Annotated in this window: 15 protein-coding genes; 7 read left to right on the forward strand and 8 right to left on the reverse strand. The window is 34.6% G+C overall.

Features of this window, described 5'->3' with window-relative positions; all coding sequences use genetic code 11:
- Positions 1-92: 92 nt before the first annotated feature.
- The gene (locus tag IRZ99_RS05335; RefSeq protein ID WP_194656281.1) at positions 93-1442 is read right to left on the reverse strand and encodes a serine hydrolase; all 1350 of its coding nucleotides are present in this window, start codon (positions 1440-1442) and stop codon (positions 93-95) included.
- Positions 1443-1663: 221 nt separating this feature from the next.
- Here IRZ99_RS05335 and IRZ99_RS05340 point away from each other — a divergent pair, with 221 nt between their 5' ends.
- The 7 genes from IRZ99_RS05340 to IRZ99_RS05370 all read left to right on the forward strand — a co-directional run bounded on the left by IRZ99_RS05340 (position 1664) and on the right by IRZ99_RS05370 (position 6434).
- Positions 1664-2878 (forward strand): aminotransferase class V-fold PLP-dependent enzyme, encoded by a 1215-nt coding sequence (locus IRZ99_RS05340; protein WP_194656282.1) that lies wholly within the window; start codon positions 1664-1666, stop codon positions 2876-2878.
- Between the two features lie 12 nt (positions 2879-2890).
- Positions 2891-3316 (forward strand): hypothetical protein, encoded by a 426-nt coding sequence (locus tag IRZ99_RS05345; protein WP_194656283.1) that lies wholly within the window; start codon positions 2891-2893, stop codon positions 3314-3316.
- 2 nt (positions 3317-3318) lie between these two features.
- Positions 3319-3741 (forward strand): SufE family protein, encoded by a 423-nt coding sequence (locus IRZ99_RS05350; RefSeq protein WP_192186392.1) that lies wholly within the window; start codon positions 3319-3321, stop codon positions 3739-3741.
- Positions 3742-4043: 302 nt separating this feature from the next.
- Entirely contained in the window at positions 4044-4343 is a 300-nt protein-coding gene (locus IRZ99_RS05355) for a GxxExxY protein (protein ID WP_228519025.1), read from the forward strand.
- Positions 4344-4487: 144 nt separating this feature from the next.
- Positions 4488-4811 carry an SUF system Fe-S cluster assembly protein gene (locus IRZ99_RS05360; RefSeq protein ID WP_017494560.1) on the forward strand — a complete coding sequence of 108 codons (324 nt, stop codon included), beginning with the start codon at positions 4488-4490 and terminating at the stop codon, positions 4809-4811.
- 83 nt (positions 4812-4894) lie between these two features.
- Positions 4895-5404: a DUF2480 family protein gene (locus IRZ99_RS05365; RefSeq protein WP_194656284.1), complete on the forward strand. Its 510-nt coding sequence runs from the start codon at positions 4895-4897 to the stop codon at positions 5402-5404.
- Positions 5405-5483: 79 nt separating this feature from the next.
- Positions 5484-6434, forward strand: coding sequence for a DUF3078 domain-containing protein (locus IRZ99_RS05370; protein ID WP_194656285.1), 951 nt, complete (start codon positions 5484-5486; stop codon positions 6432-6434).
- A gap of 154 nt (positions 6435-6588) precedes the next feature.
- Here the strand turns inward: IRZ99_RS05370 and hflX are convergent, their stop codons facing one another.
- The 7 genes from hflX to IRZ99_RS05405 all read right to left on the reverse strand — a co-directional run bounded on the left by hflX (position 6589) and on the right by IRZ99_RS05405 (position 17143).
- Positions 6589-7830 (reverse strand): GTPase HflX, encoded by a 1242-nt coding sequence (gene hflX / locus IRZ99_RS05375; RefSeq protein ID WP_194656286.1) that lies wholly within the window; start codon positions 7828-7830, stop codon positions 6589-6591.
- A gap of 156 nt (positions 7831-7986) precedes the next feature.
- Entirely contained in the window at positions 7987-8853 is an 867-nt protein-coding gene (locus IRZ99_RS05380) for a hypothetical protein (RefSeq protein WP_194656287.1), read from the reverse strand.
- Positions 8854-8990: 137 nt separating this feature from the next.
- The gene (locus IRZ99_RS05385; protein WP_194656288.1) at positions 8991-10340 is read right to left on the reverse strand and encodes a DUF5689 domain-containing protein; all 1350 of its coding nucleotides are present in this window, start codon (positions 10338-10340) and stop codon (positions 8991-8993) included.
- Positions 10341-10360: 20 nt separating this feature from the next.
- Complete coding sequence (locus tag IRZ99_RS05390) at positions 10361-13198, reverse strand: carboxypeptidase-like regulatory domain-containing protein (RefSeq protein WP_194656289.1); 2838 nt, start codon at positions 13196-13198, stop codon at positions 10361-10363.
- Between the two features lie 202 nt (positions 13199-13400).
- Positions 13401-14621, reverse strand: a complete 1221-nt coding sequence (locus IRZ99_RS05395; RefSeq protein ID WP_194656290.1) for an MFS transporter — start codon at positions 14619-14621, stop codon at positions 13401-13403.
- Between the two features lie 271 nt (positions 14622-14892).
- Complete coding sequence (locus tag IRZ99_RS05400; protein ID WP_194656291.1) at positions 14893-15933, reverse strand: Gfo/Idh/MocA family oxidoreductase; 1041 nt, start codon at positions 15931-15933, stop codon at positions 14893-14895.
- A 136-nt stretch (positions 15934-16069) separates the two neighbouring features.
- Entirely contained in the window at positions 16070-17143 is a 1074-nt protein-coding gene (locus IRZ99_RS05405; RefSeq protein ID WP_194656292.1) for an NADH:flavin oxidoreductase/NADH oxidase, read from the reverse strand.
- Positions 17144-17159 lie beyond the last annotated feature (16 nt).

Genomic DNA, 17159 nt, shown 5'->3' on the forward strand with positions numbered 1-17159 from the left:
GCTTTCCTGCAAGGTTTCCAAAACCTTGTAGGTATTATGTTTGCATTTCGATACCTACAAGGTTTTGGAAACCTTGCAGGAATAAAAACAATCTACTTCTTCACACTATCAATAATCCTTTTCAAAAACCCATTAAAATCAAATCCGGGTTCTTCTTCCTTCACTCCCATTCTCACAATTACCATATCTAAAGACGGAATAATCGCCACCATTTGTCCTTGGTAACCACTGCAATAAAACATATCGCGAGGCACATCCGGGAATTTCCCTCCGGTGTTTAACCAAAACTGCGCTCCATATTTTCCTTCAGAAGTATTTGTTGGTGTTGCGGTGTATTTTACCCAACTTTCATCTAAAATTTGTTCTCCGTTCCAGTTTCCTTTATGAAGGTATAATAATCCAAATTTTGACCAGTCTCTTGGCGTTGCCCATCCGTAAGAGGAACCTACAAAAGTTCCTGACATATCTTGTTCCACAATCATCGAATTCATTCCGATTTTGTCAATTAACGCGCCGTACCAAAAATCAAGATATTCTTGTTGTGTTTTAAACTGGCTTCTTAAAATTCGGGATAATAAATTGGTTGTTCCTGAAGAATAATTCCAATGTGTATTCGGTTTGAATTGCGCTGGTTTATCCATTTGCACTTTTCCCATATCTTCAGCCTGAAAAAGCATTTTTGTCGCATCACAGATCGTACTGTAATTCTCTTCCCATTCTAAACCGGAATTCATATGAAGCAAATCATTTATTGTTATAATCTTACGATCATCATTTTGCCATTCTGCAATTGGAGCGGGTTTATAAATATCAATTTTTCCTTGTTTAGCTAAAACGCCAAAAGCCGAACTTGTGATACTTTTTGTCATCGACCATCCTAAAATTTTACTGTCTTTATTAAAACCGGTATCGTATTTTTCGGCTATCAATTTATCTTTATACAAAACCACAACGGCGCGGGTTCTCTTCGCTTTTCCTCCATTTTTATCGAATGAATTAGCAACAGCACTTTTCAATTTTGCATAATCAACATTTGAAAACGTAGTATCTTTTGGTTCATTATTCCCGTAAGGAAAAGGAAGATTGTTGACTAATTTTGTTCTTTTCGGAAGCAAATACGGTTTTGAAACATCAAAATCCTCATTGATCAAAGTTGCCCCTAAACCTTCTCTGTAAATTGCTTTTCTTTCCTTTAAACCATAAACCGAAGCCGTAGCAAACTTACCAGCTTCATCAATAGAGTTTTTTGCCAAATCAATCATATCGATGTCATTGTCCGTTTTCTGGATCAAGTCTAACGACCGATTATCCATAAAATGACCAGAAGCCACACTTTTGGCCGAGAAACCGGAAATCAAATCAAGTTTGGGATAAGTTGTAAATCCGAAATACAAAAAGGCAAGAACTAAAACAAGAAGAAGTACTTTGAGAATTTTTTTCATAATGATGTCAGCTATTTTTAATGCAATATAATTAATTTATGATCACGATATTATGATCGAATTTAGATTTCCTTTTCAGATAATTTATAAAATCAAATCTAATTTTACGGAATCAACATTTAAGCCTGCAATTGATGGCACTATAAAAGGAAATTATCGAATTGCCGTAGAAACCAATTTAGTTTTAGTACTTTTGTAGATAGAATTTTTCTAAATAAGACATGCTAGATATCCAAAAAATAAGAGCTGAATTTCCAATACTTTCACAAAAAGTAAACGGAAAACCATTGGTATATTTCGATAACGGAGCGACTTCGCAAAAGCCACAAATTGTGATCGATGCCGAAGTGAAATACTATCAGGAAATAAACGCCAACATTCATAGAGGTGTTCACACATTAAGTCAATTAGCTACTGATGCTTACGAGATTTCTCGTGGTAAAGTGCAACAACATATTAATGCAAAATTTGCTCACGAAGTACTTTTCACATCGGGAACAACACACGGAATTAATTTAGTTACAAACGGTTTTGCATCTATTTTAAAACCGGGCGATGAAGTAATTGTTTCGTCTTTAGAGCACCACAGTAATATTGTGCCTTGGCAAATGTTATGTGAAAAAACCGGAGCAACTTTAAAAGTGATTCCGATGAACGAAGATGGTGAATTGGTTATGGAAGCTTTTGATGCTTTGTTATCTGAAAAAACCAAAGTCGTTACCGTAAATCATATTTCGAACGCATTGGGAATCATCAATCCTATAAAATATATTATTGATAAAGCGCATGCTGTTGGAGCTGCTGTTTTGATTGATGGTGCACAAGCTGTTCCGCATTTAAAGCCAAATGTTCAGGAATTAGATTGCGATTTTTATGCTTTTTCAGGACATAAAATGTGTGGTCCAACCGGAACCGGAATTCTATACGGAAAAGAAGAATGGTTAAATAAACTTCCTCCTTACCAAGGCGGTGGCGAAATGATCAAAGAAGTGACTTTCGAAAAAACGACTTATGCTGATCTTCCTCATAAATTCGAGGCCGGAACTCCAAATATCGCTGGTGGAATTGTTTTAGGAACTGCTATTGATTATTTAAACAATATTGGTTTTAAGAATATTCAACAATACGAAAACGAATTATTAGAGCACGCTACAAAAAGTCTATTAGAAATTGAAGGTTTACGAATTTACGGAACCGGAAAAAATAAAGCGTCTGTGGTTTCGTTTAATATTGATGGTATTCATCCTTACGATGTTGGTTCTATTATTGATAAATTAGGAATCGCCGTTCGTACTGGTCATCATTGCGCACAACCCATCATGAATTTCTTCTGTATTCCGGGAACCATTCGTGCTTCTTTCTCTTTTTACAATACTAAAGAAGAAATTGATGCGATGGTTGAAGCAGTGAAAAAAGCAAAAACCATGTTAAGCTAAAAAACACATTTTATGAGAATACTATCTTTATTAATCCTGACAATTTTCTTCGGAACAGGCTGTTCAAGCCAAAAACTTGCTGATATGACAACAACACAAATGGAGTATTCTGCGGTTTCGAGAGGAGTCTACAAAAAGATCGTTGTGCAGAATAAAACAGTTTCGGTTACTAATGGCAGAGATACACAACCGATAGAAAAGAAAATCACCGATGCAAAATGGAAACAGATTGTAACAGAGTTTTCAAAAATTAAATTAGAAAGCATTCCAACCTTAAAAGCACCAACTGAAAAACGATTTTATGATGGCGCCGCAATTGGAAATTTAAAAATAACTCAAAATCAAAAGACCTACGAAACTACAGGTTTTGACAATGGTTTTCCTCCTAAGGAAATAGAAAAATTGGTAAATTTGCTAGTTGATTTTGCTAAAGAATAATTATGACAATTAAAGAGATACAAAACGAAATAATAGACGAATTCTCAATGTTCGATGATTGGATGCAGCGTTACGAGTACATCATCGAATTAGGAAAAAGTCTACCGCTAATCAATGAAGAGTATAAAACTGACGAGAATTTAATCAAAGGATGCCAATCGAAAGTTTGGTTACATGGCGAGCAAAATGATGACAAAATTGTCTTTACTGCAGATAGTGATGCTATTTTAACCAAAGGAATTATCGCCATTTTAATCCGCGCGTTCTCGAATCAAAAAGCAGAAGATATTATAAATGCCGACACTCAATTTATCGATGAGATTGGTTTAAAAGAACATTTATCTGCAACGCGTGCAAACGGATTGGTCTCAATGATTAAAAACATCAAGATGTACGCTTTGGCTTTTAATGCTAAGAATAATTAGTGGCGAATTTTGAACCATATAAGTTCATATTAGAAATATAAGCGGTGTGTTTACTAGGTGTTTTAAGTTAAAATATAAGAAGAATTAAAACTAAACTTTTAAATGAACTTATATTACTTATATGGTGGAAAAAAACACAAAAAGTAAGTTTTATCTTTCTTTTTTATTTCTTATTATTGCTGAAAAAGTATAATGATAACGAAGAAATATTTGAAAGATTTAATTTATCAAGTTAATGGAGCGCAATTGAGGTTCATAAAAATATTGGAGCAGGGCTTTTAGAAAACATTTATCATCAATGCATGATTAAAGAATTATCTTTAAGAGGAATTAATTTTCAATCTGAATTGGTAATTCCTGTCGAGTACAAAGGTTTGGAATTAGAATCAGATTTAAGATGTGACTTATTGATTGAAAATTCTTTAGTTGTGGAATTAAAAGCTGTTGATCAAATTATACCTGTTCATATTGCTAAATTAATGTCTTATATGAAACTTTTAAAATGCCCACTAGGATTAATGATAAACTTCAACGTTACAAATATTTATCACGAAGGCCAAAAAACATACGTCAACGAATTATATCGCTGGCTCGAAGATTAGAAATTAAATTTAAACCATATAAGTAATATAAGAGATTATTAGCCTTTTGCTTAAATGATCTAAAAAAAATTATAAAGTTAGAGAAACAACGCAACGTTTTAAATGAACTTATATCACTTATATGGTGAAAAAAAACAAAAAAAAATGGAACAAGAAATTGACACAAACGAATTAGGAGAATCAATTGTAAAAGTTTTAAAAGGCATTTACGATCCGGAGATTCCTGTAGATATTTATGAATTAGGGTTGATATACGACGTAATGGTTAACACAGATTACGAAGTAAAAATCTTAATGACATTGACATCTCCAAACTGCCCGGTTGCGGAAAGTTTACCAAGAGAAGTGGAAGAAAAAGTAAAAACAATCGAAAACATTAAAGATGTCGATGTCGAAATTACTTTTGATCCGCCATGGAGTAAAGATTTAATGAGCGAAGAAGCAAAATTAGAATTAGGAATGCTTTAAAATATTTGTTTCAGGTTTAAAGTTTCAAGTTTCAGGTTACGCAACTTGAAACCTGAAACTTTAAACTTGAAACCATTTTTCATATGGAAGAAATCATCAATAAAGTGGCCAATAGTGCACTCGAAGTATTTGATTTGGAAGATTATTATCCAAAGGGAATGCGTATGCAAATTGACATTTCGCAATGGCTTTTAGAAGGGTTTTTATTGAAAGAAAAAGACTTTAGAGAGCACTTAAAAAATCACGATTGGTCGCAATATCAAGATCAATATGTGGCTGTCAATTGCAGTACAGATGCAATTGTTCCGGCTTGGGCATTAATTTTAGTAAGTGTTCATTTGGCGCCCTATGCCAAAAAAGTAGTTAATGGAACTATCGAAGATTTAGACGGAAGTTTATACGAAGAAATCTTAAAAAACATTGATTATTCAGCATATCAAAATAAACCTGTAATTGTAAAAGGCTGTTCTAAAAAACCTGTTCCAATGCGCGCATATATCTTAGCTACAACATATCTCCAGCCTTTTGCCAGAAGTATTATGTACGGAGAAGCTTGTTCGGCAGTGCCTTTATATAAAGAAACTAAGAAATAACTTTCTTTTCCTAGTAATAAACCCTGAACCTTTTGACGGTTTTTAGTATATTTGTTAATACACTTCTAAACTAAAAACTATGAGAAAGCTAGCGTTATTACTTTTCGTTTTAGTAAATTTCACTTTTGTACAAGCCCAAAATACCGAAAAAGAGTTAATTCAGAATACTGAAAAAGCAGTAAAAAAAATTAACGACACTATTGAAGGAGAAGGTTGGAAGACAAAAGGGACGGTTTCACTTTTATTAAATCAATCAAGTTTTAATAACTGGATTGCAGGTGGAGAAGATAGCTTTTCCGGAACTTTGGGAATCAACTACGATTTCAATTACAAAAAAGATGACATAACCTGGGATAACAAAGTATTAGCTTCCTACGGATTATTGCAAACCAAAAACGCCGATTTCGAAAAAAAGACAGATGACCGCTTTGAACTGAATTCAATTGTTGGTAAAAAAGCTTTTGGTCAGTGGTATTACTCTTACTTTCTAAATTTCAGAACCCAATTTACAACTGGTTATGTTTATGGCCAGGATGCAAACGGAAAAGAAATCAGAACAGAAAATACCAAATTTATGTCTCCGGGTTATCTAACTACAGGTCCTGGTATTTATTGGACTAAAGATGCCAATCTTAAAATTAACTTCGCACCTTTAACTTCAAAATTCACTTTTGTAGACAATGCTTATACTTCTGGAATTGACCAGAATACTGGCTTACCTTATGTTGACGGAGCTTATTTTGGCGTAGACGAAGGCAAAAGTATGCGTTACGAATTGGGTTTCTACGCTTCAGTTTACTACAAGCTAGCGATTATGACCAACGTAACGGCAGAAAACACTTTAAATCTTTACTCTAATTATCTTGAAGATCCTCAGAATGTAGATATTGATTACTCATTAAATATCATCATGAAAGTAAACAAATATTTATCAGCCAATTTTTCTTTCCAGGCTATTTATGATGACAATGCTTACCAGGGTTTTCAAACCAGAGAAGTTTTTGGTTTAGGTGTTAATTTCGGGTTCTAATCTGTCAATTTTACCGCAAAGAGCGCAAAGTTTTTTTGAAAAACTTAATAAGTAAAAAAGTTCGCAAAGCTACATGTTGATTTAGCTTTGCGAACTTTGTGTTTATAATACTTGAATATAAAAATCTTTGTGCCCTTTGTGGTAAAAGTTTTTATTATTCCTCATCTTGTTCTTCTTCCTTCTCGATGGCATCTTTATAATCCGGATACAAAAACTTATTATAAGGGAATCTTGTAATATGAATTTGACGAACTGCTTCGTAAACCCTTTCTCTAAATTCTTCAAAGTTTTGTTTATTTGTAGCAGAAATGAACAATGCATTTTCTTCTCCTAAACGGTGCATCCAGGTTGATTTCCATTCGTCAAGCGTATAATGTCTTGGCGTTTTCTCTGTCATTAAATCATCTTCGTCGATCGTCAAATGTTTGTAGGCATCAATTTTATTGAAAACCATAATTACTGGTTTTTCATGTGCCTTAATATCCTGCAAAGTCTGATTTACAGATGCAATATGATCTTCAAAATCAGGATGCGAAATATCTACGATATGCAATAACAAATCAGCTTCGCGAACCTCATCAAGCGTACTTTTAAAAGAATCTACCAATTGCGTTGGCAGTTTTCTAATAAAACCTACGGTGTCAGAAAGCAAAAATGGTAAGTTCTTTATCACCACTTTTCGAACCGTTGTATCTAACGTTGCAAATAATTTATTCTCAACAAAAACATCACTTTTCCCAACGGCATTCATCAAAGTCGATTTTCCAACATTGGTATACCCTACCAGCGCCACACGTACCATCGCACCACGATTACTACGCTGAACACCCATTTGTTTATCAATCGTTTTGATTTTTTCTTTCAATAACGAAATTCGATCACGAACAATACGTCTATCCGTTTCAATCTCTGTTTCCCCAGGTCCACGCATACCAATACCCCCTTTTTGACGCTCAAGGTGTGTCCATAAACCAGAAAGTCGGGGTAATAAATAAATACATTGCGCTAATTCAACCTGTGTTCTTGCATAAGAACTTTCCGCTCTTTGCGCAAAAATATCCAGAATCAAATTGGTTCTGTCCAAGATTTTACAATCAATAATTTTAGAGATATTTTTTTGCTGTGAAGGCGACAATTCATCATCAAAAATTAAAGTCGATATGTCGTTTTCTTTTACAAAAAGATTGATTTCTTCAATTTTACCCGTTCCCATAAATGTCTTCGGATTCGGGCGTTCCATTTTTTGCGAAAAACGTTTGATCACCTCACCACCAGCGGTGAAAGTTAAAAACTCTAATTCGTCAAGATATTCGTTAAGTTTTTCCTCACTTTGATTTTGAGTCACAATACCAACAATGGCTGTTCTCTCAAAATTTATAACTTCTTTTTCTAACATAGCTTTGAATAAGGTGCAAATTTAATGATTTGTAGCACACTAACCCTTATAGAATATTCTTTTTAAGTTCTATTTAAGAGATTGTTGCTTTTTTTAAAAAACAAAACCATTTAGAAATTACTCTAAATGGTTTCATCCAACTGAAGCTACAGTTTTTTATTCGTAAATAAATGTTTTCTCCGTTTTTACAATTCCGTTCTCCTCGATCTGAGTACAGAAAATTGGAAAGTTCAATTTGTTGTATTTATACTTTCTGCTTACAGCAACCAAAGCACTAGATGACGGACTGAAATTCAATTCGTTATTATAAGATATTGCTTCAAAACTAAACTCCTCTTCGTGATACGAGATCATCGGCACAATTACTTTGTAGTTATCACCAAACAAACTCTGAACAATAAGTTGATCTACTGATTTTTTATCGTCAAAAGTATATGTTTTAGAGATTTTATCTCCCACCAAACCTCTATGTTTTATCACATTATCATTAGTATAAACATATTCAATTTTACCAATAATAGCTTTGTTTCTGTCACGTGAAGTACGTCTCACAATAATACCATTTTCAACAATATACTCAATATCATCAACTAAATTTTGATGGTTCGTACTTTTTTTAGTTGTCACTTTTATCCTTGCTCCTTCATATCCAAAAGTCACCACTTTTGTAATATAATCTGGGCCTTCCTGATATTTTTTTACAAATTTTGTAATGTTGTTGTCTGCATCATAAGTATAGTTTACAACCTCTTTCCAGTCGCTTCCTACTTTGTCCTTTACAGTCATATCCAACAATCCTGCTTTGTTGTAAAAGAAATGCTGAACAACGTCTGAAGTAGTAATTGTGTGTATTTTACCGTCTTTAAACACTACAGTTTTATTGATAATTTCACCATCTGTAGAGTTTTGATAGTTTGTTTTTACAATATTAATTTGCTTTAAACGGACAGGTGCAGTGTTGTCCTGGCTATGCACTAAGCATGGTAGTACCATCATCAGGATGGCGATAAAGTAGGTTTTCATAATTTTTAATTTGTATTTGGGATGACCAAAATACAAAATTCCATCAAATTTTAACAGTTTAAATCTCAAAAAAAATACACTATTAAATTATTCTCCAAAAAATCAATACTTTAAATTACTATCAAAAAAAATAAAACCTACTTTTCGCCAAAAATTTTAATGTCATCCACCATAAAAGCGCCGTTTAAAGTTTTATCTTTTCCAGAGCCAATATATTTAAATGCAATATGAATGTCTCCTGAATAAGCTGATAAATTTACTGTACCTGAACTTATAAATGTACGAGCTGGTGTTAACAAAGAAGGAAATTTTGCTTCTAATTTTGTCCATTTTGCTTTAGAAATATTTGAGCCGTCAAAATTTTCTGAAACATAAACTTCTAAAGAATTTAATGGCGAATCCATCTTCAAATCATGTTGGGCACTTCTAAAAGATAGTGTTGCATTTTTATAGCCTGTCATATTAATTTTAGGAGAAACTAACCAGGCAATGTTTTCAGCAGCTGTCGTGCTGGTGGTATTAAACTCGGCGTAACCGTTGCCGCCATACACCATACTTTTCCATAATTTGGTAGCTTTTTCAACAATATTACTCCAGCCGGGCAATGCAAAATTTACATTGTTTTTTACGGTTTGAAAATCTTCAGCAAAAAATGGAATATTTCTTTTTCCGTTCATGACAACATCCTGCTCTGAGCGAATCATCATTTGATAATCAGATCCAAACTTGGTTATAATTCCTCTTACTTTTCCGCTTCCTTCGGGTACTAAATGATCTGAAAAACTGGCATAACTGCTGGTTCTGAAAATAATCTGATTTCCCGTTTTATCACGCAAATTCCAGTTTGTTGAACCGCCTACATTATTCGTTTCTTCAAAATAATGACGACCAATTGCTCCCTCGGTGAACTCTACATCTGTAAGTTCTATCAATGTATTTAGTTTAGTATCATCTAATGCTTCTTCAATAGAAATTTTCTTTACCAATAGATTTTCATCAATCATAGTACAAGAAGCATTCAATACACTTTTATAATCATTCTGCGAAATCCTGCCAATTGTTGGATCTCCTGCATTACTCACATTCAAACTTCCTATTCTCAATCCGCCGTAGAATAAATCTGTAAACTGATTTTTTAATTTCACATACACTTTGTTTCCAACACGATAATCAATATAAGTGTTCGACGCATCTACTGGTACACTGAAACCTGTGGCAGGAATTCCTTCCTTTGGTAAAGTTTGAAATGAAATGGTTTTAAAAAAATTCCCGTCTTCATCACTTGATACTACATAGGCTTCTATAATATCATCATAAACATATTGTTTTGCAACAGGACCAGCAAGTTCATGTACCTTTTCGACTGTTTTATTCACTGTCAAATCGGGTTGGGTACACTCTAATTTGGGCATTTCAACATCATTATTACATCCACAAACAAATAAAAATGAGAGTGCACAAATTAACTTTAAAACTATCTTTTTCATAAGAATTCTATTTTTCAGGTTTATAAACCGATCGTAAGATTTACAAAATAAGTGCGACCGTATCCGTAATAATATTTAGGCCCGAAGGATGGTGTTCCGCTCGAAACATCCTGGTTTAAAGCTCTAAAGTTGGCGTTTCGCGCCTGTTCAAAACCACCGGTTTTATAAATAGAGTTCATGGCATTATTTACACTTGAAAAAAGTCCGATGTATTTTCCGTGAACGCGCCAGGATTTTCCTCCTGAAAAATTCAATAATGTAATCGGGTTAAATCTTTCTTGTTTTAATAATGCATCTCCACGCTCTTTTGTTGCTTCCGGAAAAGGAAAACCATTCGCCGGATTGATATAAAATTGAGCGGTTCTGGCAATCGGAGAAATATCAATATAACTTTCGGAGAGATAATTTATGTTTGCACCAATCCACCAAAATTTGGGATCTCTATATTCTAATCCCAATGAATAAGCTTGTTGTGGCATCCCTGCCTGTTTGTAATTTTTAATGTAAGCCTTCCCAAAATCAAAAGAGGTTAGTTTGTCTGCTATTGCAGCATTTGCATCATTGGTAATCAAAACATCAGGATTACTATTGTAGATATAATTACCGTAAGCAACAGCTAAAGTTGCTTTTAAAGTGGATGAAATTTGATATTCAAAACTCAACTCTGCTCCAACATTTTTCTTGTCTAAATGGGTTAGCGTCTGGCTTACAAAAGCGTCTGTTGCATCGTAACCGGCACCGTTATCAAAGATACCTTCGGCATAAAAAAAGGAAGTTTTGGTACTGTTTTTAATCAAAGTATAATAAGTGGTTAAACGCATCTTTAGCTTGGGTGAATGATAAACGTAATTGGCTTCAGCACTTGAAATATTTTCACTTTCAAGTCCGTGGACAATTGAATTATTTAGGCGTGAATTGGAGAAAGTATTTCGAAGTGAAGGCGCTCGTGTCAAATGTTCTCCATTAAAAAACAAAGATTGTCTGCCCGAAATTTTATAAGTAAATCCGCCTTTGAAACCAAAATTCTCAAAATTGACTTTTTGGCTTTTGCCGAGGGAAGTTGTTGGGTAAATTCCGTTTTGATATAAACCTTCCCGCTGATAATTGGATACAGCATACGATTGTGCCAAATAAAAATCAGTCTTTTTATAAGAAAGTCGAAACTGGGTAAAAGCATCAATTGTATTGGCCAGAAAATTATAATTATAACCATAAGCATCCCCGACTCTTACTTTCCGATTTGGATTTTGCAAATCCGATTGTGACTGGTTTCCTTTATAAAAAGGATCAATATCTTCGAAATATGCACCGCCAAGTAAATCTAAAAGATATTGAAAATTATGTGATTTCAGGTTTCTAAAAGTAAGTCCTCCATCAAGAAAAATATTGGGCGTCAGCTGCGAATTCAAATTAGAACTCACTGCAAAAGTTTTATCATCCGTTCGATCTTCGTATAAAACATAGCGGCTTTGTGCCGGTTCATAATTTATAATAGCTGGATCTGAATTTGTCCTTTGGTTTTGATTGGCGCGATACAGGACATCCCAATCTATTTGAGAATTTTCTAAGAAGGAGATTTTATTTTTTTCTGCATTTTCATAATCAGGAGTAAAAGCACCTGAGAACTCTCCTTGATCTTTTGCATAAAGTGAACTGAAATAACTCGGCAATTTTCGGTAGTAAGTTGGGTCTGGACTGTCTGCTTTTTGATAATCAATGCTACTGTTTCCGACTTTCCCAAACTGGTACATTATACCTGAATTGAGATTTGTTTTTTCATCAATTTTAAAATAGTGATTCAACATTAAAAGTGGTTCTTCCACTTTTTTAATTCTTGCATTTCGCTTTTCTCCGTTCTGAAAACCCCAATACGAATTGTATTTTTCGCTTGTTAATTGTGTTACTTCAGCTGTGTTTGCCGAATTTTTTCCTCTTGAATTTGGTGTATAAAAACCTGTAAAATTTAAAGCTTGTTTTGCATTTAATTTTTTCTCAACACTTATAAATAGAGACTCCGCCTTGAAGTTTGTTCCCTCAAAAAAACCTTCATCCGACCAGCGTTTGCCTGCTGAAATCGCATATGCCCAACCCGAAGCATTCATTCCGGAAGTATATGTTCCAATGGCGCGCCAGTTGTAGGAGGTATTGTTTCCAGAAAACGTTAACTGTCCTCCCTTTCTATACATGGAGGCTCGTGTAAAAATTTGCTGTGTGCCTAAAACACCTCCAAAAGTATAAGTAGAAGCTGCAGTGCCAACAGAAAATTCCTGATTTCTGAGTACATTATTCAAACCTCCCCAATTGTTCCATTGTGGCCTTCCATCATACAGTTTATTCATGACCATACCATTGAGCATCATGGTTCCGTTTTCGCTATCCAAACCCCGAACCCTAAATCGGGCCTGACCCCAATTGAAAGCCGAAGCCTGCATAAAAGCATCTTTTGAAGATTGCAAAAGCCCAGAGGTCATTTCAGACGAACTGTTATCATCTGTTAGATCACTATCCAATAAAGTGATTAAAGCAGCAGGCGTTTCATCTGAAAAATTATCTTCGAGCAGTAATATGCCGAGGTTCACTTTAAATCCAAAATTGGATTCCAGTTTTAAAAGCAAATCTTTGTAACCCTGACTGTGAATCAAAAGCAGCTGTTCTCCTTTTATTGGAGAATGAAGTTCGAATCTTCCGTTGGCTGATGTAAGTTGTGTTAAGGAAGAATTCTGAATAGAGACCACCACATTCTCTATTGGATCTTGTGTTTTGGTGTCAATAACAAATCCAAAAAAGGTCGTTTCTTCTTGTGCAAAAATTTGAATAAAAGGCAGAAAAATAAAAAAGACCAAGTACTTTTTTCTCATAAAACACAATTTACTTTGAATAGTGATTTTAAATTGAAATGCTTAATCATTTCAATTCTGATTCAAAGGATAAAATTGGTTTTTTGGTCTTTTTAAAATTCTGCGAGACAAAAGTTTTAAAATTCAAATATAAACAAAAAACTATATTTATAAGTTATTTCTTATAAATAATATGTATTTTTAAAAAGTGTTGATAGAATTTTTATTGGGTAACTCTAATTTTAGAAACCATAAAAGCAATCAGAACCCCAAAGATTCCGATAAAAGCAAACGAAAATTGAAGTCCAAAATTTTGAGCAATATGCCCAATTACTGGAGGTCCCATTAAGAATCCAAGAAAGCTGACACTCGAAACTATCGTTAAAGCTTCTCCCGGTGGAACGGTTGGGTTTTTCCCGGCCATACTGTAAACTGTCGGAACAATAGTGGCAACACCCAAACAAACAGCCATAAAAGCAATCGTACACGGAATAATATAAGGAAGAAAAACGGCAGTGAAAAGCCCGGCAGAAATCATAACTCCGCTAATTTGCATTACGCGTTCACGTCCAAATTTGTTGATTAAACCATCGCCTAGAAAACGTCCGCTCGCCATCATAATCATAAAAGAAGTATATCCTAAAATTACCAATGGTCCTGGTGCTTGTACGATATCTTTAAAGTAAACGCCGCTCCAGTCAAACATAACGCCTTCGCTCGCCATACTGCAAAAGCCAATTACACCAAGCCAGATTAAAGTGCTGTCTGGCTTGACAAATAACTTTTTACCTTCGGAGGTTTTATGTTTGATTTTTTCTTTGGCTCTGACCAAAAATTTAAAATTAAAAGCAACCATTATTATTACAATTATGCCAACAATAATAAAATGATGTAATGGAGAAAGATTTAAAGTTAACATTCCCAAGCCAACCAATGCACCTGTGAATCCGGCGAAACTCCACATGCCGTGAAAGGAGGACATAATTGTTTTTTTGAAAAGTACTTCGGTATAAACACCTTGTGTATTTACAGCGATATTAGCTAGATTTCCAAACAATCCAAACAAAAATAAACCTACTGATAATTGAAAGGCTGTTGTTGCTAAACCTAAATTGGCCAGACATAAAACATACATTATTAAGGAGAAAACTAAAATCCTGTGACTACCGAATTTTGTAACCATTTTTCCTGAAAAAGGCATGATGACCAATTGCCCCATTGGGAGCGCAAAAAGTATAGAACCCAAATCGCCTTCGGTTAAATGCAAGGCGGTTTTGATATCCGGAATTCGGCTTGCCCATGTTGCAAAACTTAACCCCATTCCGAAATAAAACATTCCCACGGCAAAACGAATTCGGTTTAAATAAGAAGCTTTTGCTTCTCTATAGACTTTCTTGATTTTCCCTTTGGTTTGGAATAGTGATAATGGATTGAAGTTGATCAAAATAATGGATTTTTGGATTGCTAGTATAAAAATACAAAAAATGTACTTTACACACTAACGAAGACCGCCAGTTCCTGAATTTATAACGTTATATGTTTATAAATTCTTTAAGGAACAAAGGTTCTGAGGAACAAAGGGACAAAGGTTTTTTATCTAACTGCATAAAAAAAGACGCACAACTGTGCGTCTATATTTTTTCTAGCCACAGCTTAAAAGATTAAAAGGATTAAATAAAACCGCTTTAATCCGCTAAATCCGTGGACCAATTTATTTACAAATTAATTACCCTCTGCTGTGCATTACTCGCAATAGCAGCTTCAATAATCTGCATTACTTTTACACCATCCTGTGCCGTAACGGGTTCTGGTTTATTGTTTACAATGGAATCATAAACGCCATCAAAAAAGGAGAAATAATTTCCCTGAAGGGTTGGTATTTTTTCGCGGATCACTTCTCCGTTAATTTCAGTATGTAAAAGTCCTTGCAAATCTTCAGATTCTGTCCCCCACGATTCTAAATTTGGCTTTTTGCCGAGTTTTAATTCATCTTCCTGAACATCACCGCGCGGTTTTAAGAAAGAACCTTTTTTTCCGTGAATAGTATAAGCAGGATTGGCTTCTCTCACAAAAAAACCTGCTTTTAACCTCACTCTGAAATTGTCATAAATCAACAACAAATCAATCCAGTCATCGACTAAAGAATTTTCTCTGGTGTAACGAATGTCTCCGAAAACCGACTTTGGAGATCCAAATAAACAAACTGCCTGATCGATTAAATGTGGCCCTAAATCTTTCAGGATTCCGGCTCCGTCATTGGCTGTTTCTTTATGCGCTTTTATACTTAATAAAGGATTGTATCTGTCAAAATGGAATTCAGCTTCGACCAAATCTCCTAAGACACCATCTTTGATTATTTTCTGGATGGTTTTAAAATCACTATCCCATCTTCTGTTTTGGAAAACGGCTAATTTTAATCCTTTTTCTTTTGCAATTGAAGCTAATTCTTCGGCTTCGGCAACTGTTGTTGTAAAAGCTTTTTCGACAACGGCATGTTTTCCGGCCAAAAGCACTTTTTTAGCATATTCATAATGGGTTCCAACTGGTGTGTTTACGATTACCAAATCGACATTGTCTGCTAATAAATCATCGATTGAAGGATAACTTTTTACATACGGGTAATCTTCCTGAATGAGGTTTTTACTTCTTTCCCAGGAACCTAATAATTCAAATCCGGGATGAATGTCTAAAAATGGAGCGTGAAAAACTTTCCCCGACATTCCGTATGATAGTAGTGCTGTTCTTATTTTTTGCATTTTGTGATTTTTATTAAAATAAATTTTAATGTTTTTTTTACCATTAAGATATTAAGAAAATTAAGTTTTGCTGCTTAAAGAAAAATTAAGTTCAAAGCTTAATGGATCTTAATGGTTCAAATTAAAACCTTATGGTTTATTTAATTTTAGCGCGTTCGTATTGTTTTGGCCATTGGATGTCTTCGTTCAAGTCTTTGGCGAAATCTAATGGTAAGTTAGGGTTTCTTAAAGATTCTCTGGCGAATAAAACTAAATCGGCCTGATTGTTTTTCAGAATTTCTTCGGCTTGTATGGCGTGCGTTATTAAACCAACTGCTCCCGTTAAAATATTTGCTTCTTTTTTTATTTTTTCAGCAAATGGAACCTGATAGTTTGGATGTAACGGAATTTGCTGATGCGAAACCAATCCGCCAGACGAAACATCGATTAAATCTACTCCTTTTTCTTTTAAAATTTCGGAAAGTTTTACTGATTCTTCAGGGCTCCATCCGCCTTCTGCCCAGTCTGTAGCTGAGATTCTAACAAATAACGGTAAGTCTGACGGCCACTCGGATTGAACTGCTTCTACAATTTCTAAGGTAAATCGGATTCTATTTTCAAAACTTCCTCCGTAGGCATCTGTTCTGTTATTGGTTAAAGGAGAAAGAAACTGGTGCAGTAAATAACCATGTGCCCCATGAATTTCTACAACCTGATAACCTGCTTCAACTGCTCTTTTGGTTGCGGCTTTAAAATCAGCAATCACTTTTTGTATTCCATTTTGATCCAAAGCTTCCGGAAGAAACGGTTCATCATCGTGATACGGAATCGCGCTTGAAGAAACTGTCTGCCATCCGCCTTGAGCGAAATCTAACTTTTTATTGCCTTCCCAGGGAGCAGAAACACTTGCTTTTCGGCCGGCATGTGCCAACTGAATTCCGGGAATTGAATTTTGAGAAACTATAAACTGATTGATTGTTTTTAATTTCTGAATGTGTTCGTCTTTCCAGATTCCTAAATCGGCAGATGAAATTCTGGCTTCGGGAGAAACGGCTGTAGCTTCCTGAATGATCAGACCCACGCCTCCGCTGGCACGACTTCCTAAATGAACCAAATGCCAATCGTTTGCAAATCCGTCAACTGCTGAATATTGACACATTGGGGAAATAACGATTCTGTTTTTTAAAGTGATTTTTTTTATAGTAAGTGGAGAAAATAATAATGAAGCCATATTATGTAACTTTTAA

Source organism: Flavobacterium sp. LC2016-12, assembly GCF_015351595.1.
Taxonomy (GTDB): Bacteria; Bacteroidota; Bacteroidia; order Flavobacteriales; family Flavobacteriaceae; genus Flavobacterium.

Excerpts from the sequence above, each read along its gene's own strand:
- IRZ99_RS05335 (WP_194656281.1), bottom strand. The coding sequence starts at position 1,442 with ATGAAAAAAATTCTCAAAGTACTTCTTCTTGTTTTAGTTCTTGCCTTT.
- IRZ99_RS05340 (WP_194656282.1), top strand. The coding sequence starts at position 1,664 with ATGCTAGATATCCAAAAAATAAGAGCTGAATTTCCAATACTTTCACAA.
- IRZ99_RS05345 (WP_194656283.1), top strand. The coding sequence starts at position 2,891 with ATGAGAATACTATCTTTATTAATCCTGACAATTTTCTTCGGAACAGGC.
- IRZ99_RS05350 (WP_192186392.1), top strand. The coding sequence starts at position 3,319 with ATGACAATTAAAGAGATACAAAACGAAATAATAGACGAATTCTCAATG.
- IRZ99_RS05355 (WP_228519025.1), top strand. The coding sequence starts at position 4,044 with ATGATTAAAGAATTATCTTTAAGAGGAATTAATTTTCAATCTGAATTG.
- IRZ99_RS05360 (WP_017494560.1), top strand. The coding sequence starts at position 4,488 with ATGGAACAAGAAATTGACACAAACGAATTAGGAGAATCAATTGTAAAA.
- IRZ99_RS05365 (WP_194656284.1), top strand. The coding sequence starts at position 4,895 with ATGGAAGAAATCATCAATAAAGTGGCCAATAGTGCACTCGAAGTATTT.
- IRZ99_RS05370 (WP_194656285.1), top strand. The coding sequence starts at position 5,484 with ATGAGAAAGCTAGCGTTATTACTTTTCGTTTTAGTAAATTTCACTTTT.
- hflX (WP_194656286.1), bottom strand. The coding sequence starts at position 7,830 with ATGTTAGAAAAAGAAGTTATAAATTTTGAGAGAACAGCCATTGTTGGT.
- IRZ99_RS05380 (WP_194656287.1), bottom strand. The coding sequence starts at position 8,853 with ATGAAAACCTACTTTATCGCCATCCTGATGATGGTACTACCATGCTTA.
- IRZ99_RS05385 (WP_194656288.1), bottom strand. The coding sequence starts at position 10,340 with ATGAAAAAGATAGTTTTAAAGTTAATTTGTGCACTCTCATTTTTATTT.
- IRZ99_RS05390 (WP_194656289.1), bottom strand. The coding sequence starts at position 13,198 with ATGAGAAAAAAGTACTTGGTCTTTTTTATTTTTCTGCCTTTTATTCAA.
- IRZ99_RS05400 (WP_194656291.1), bottom strand. The coding sequence starts at position 15,933 with ATGCAAAAAATAAGAACAGCACTACTATCATACGGAATGTCGGGGAAA.
- IRZ99_RS05405 (WP_194656292.1), bottom strand. The coding sequence starts at position 17,143 with ATGGCTTCATTATTATTTTCTCCACTTACTATAAAAAAAATCACTTTA.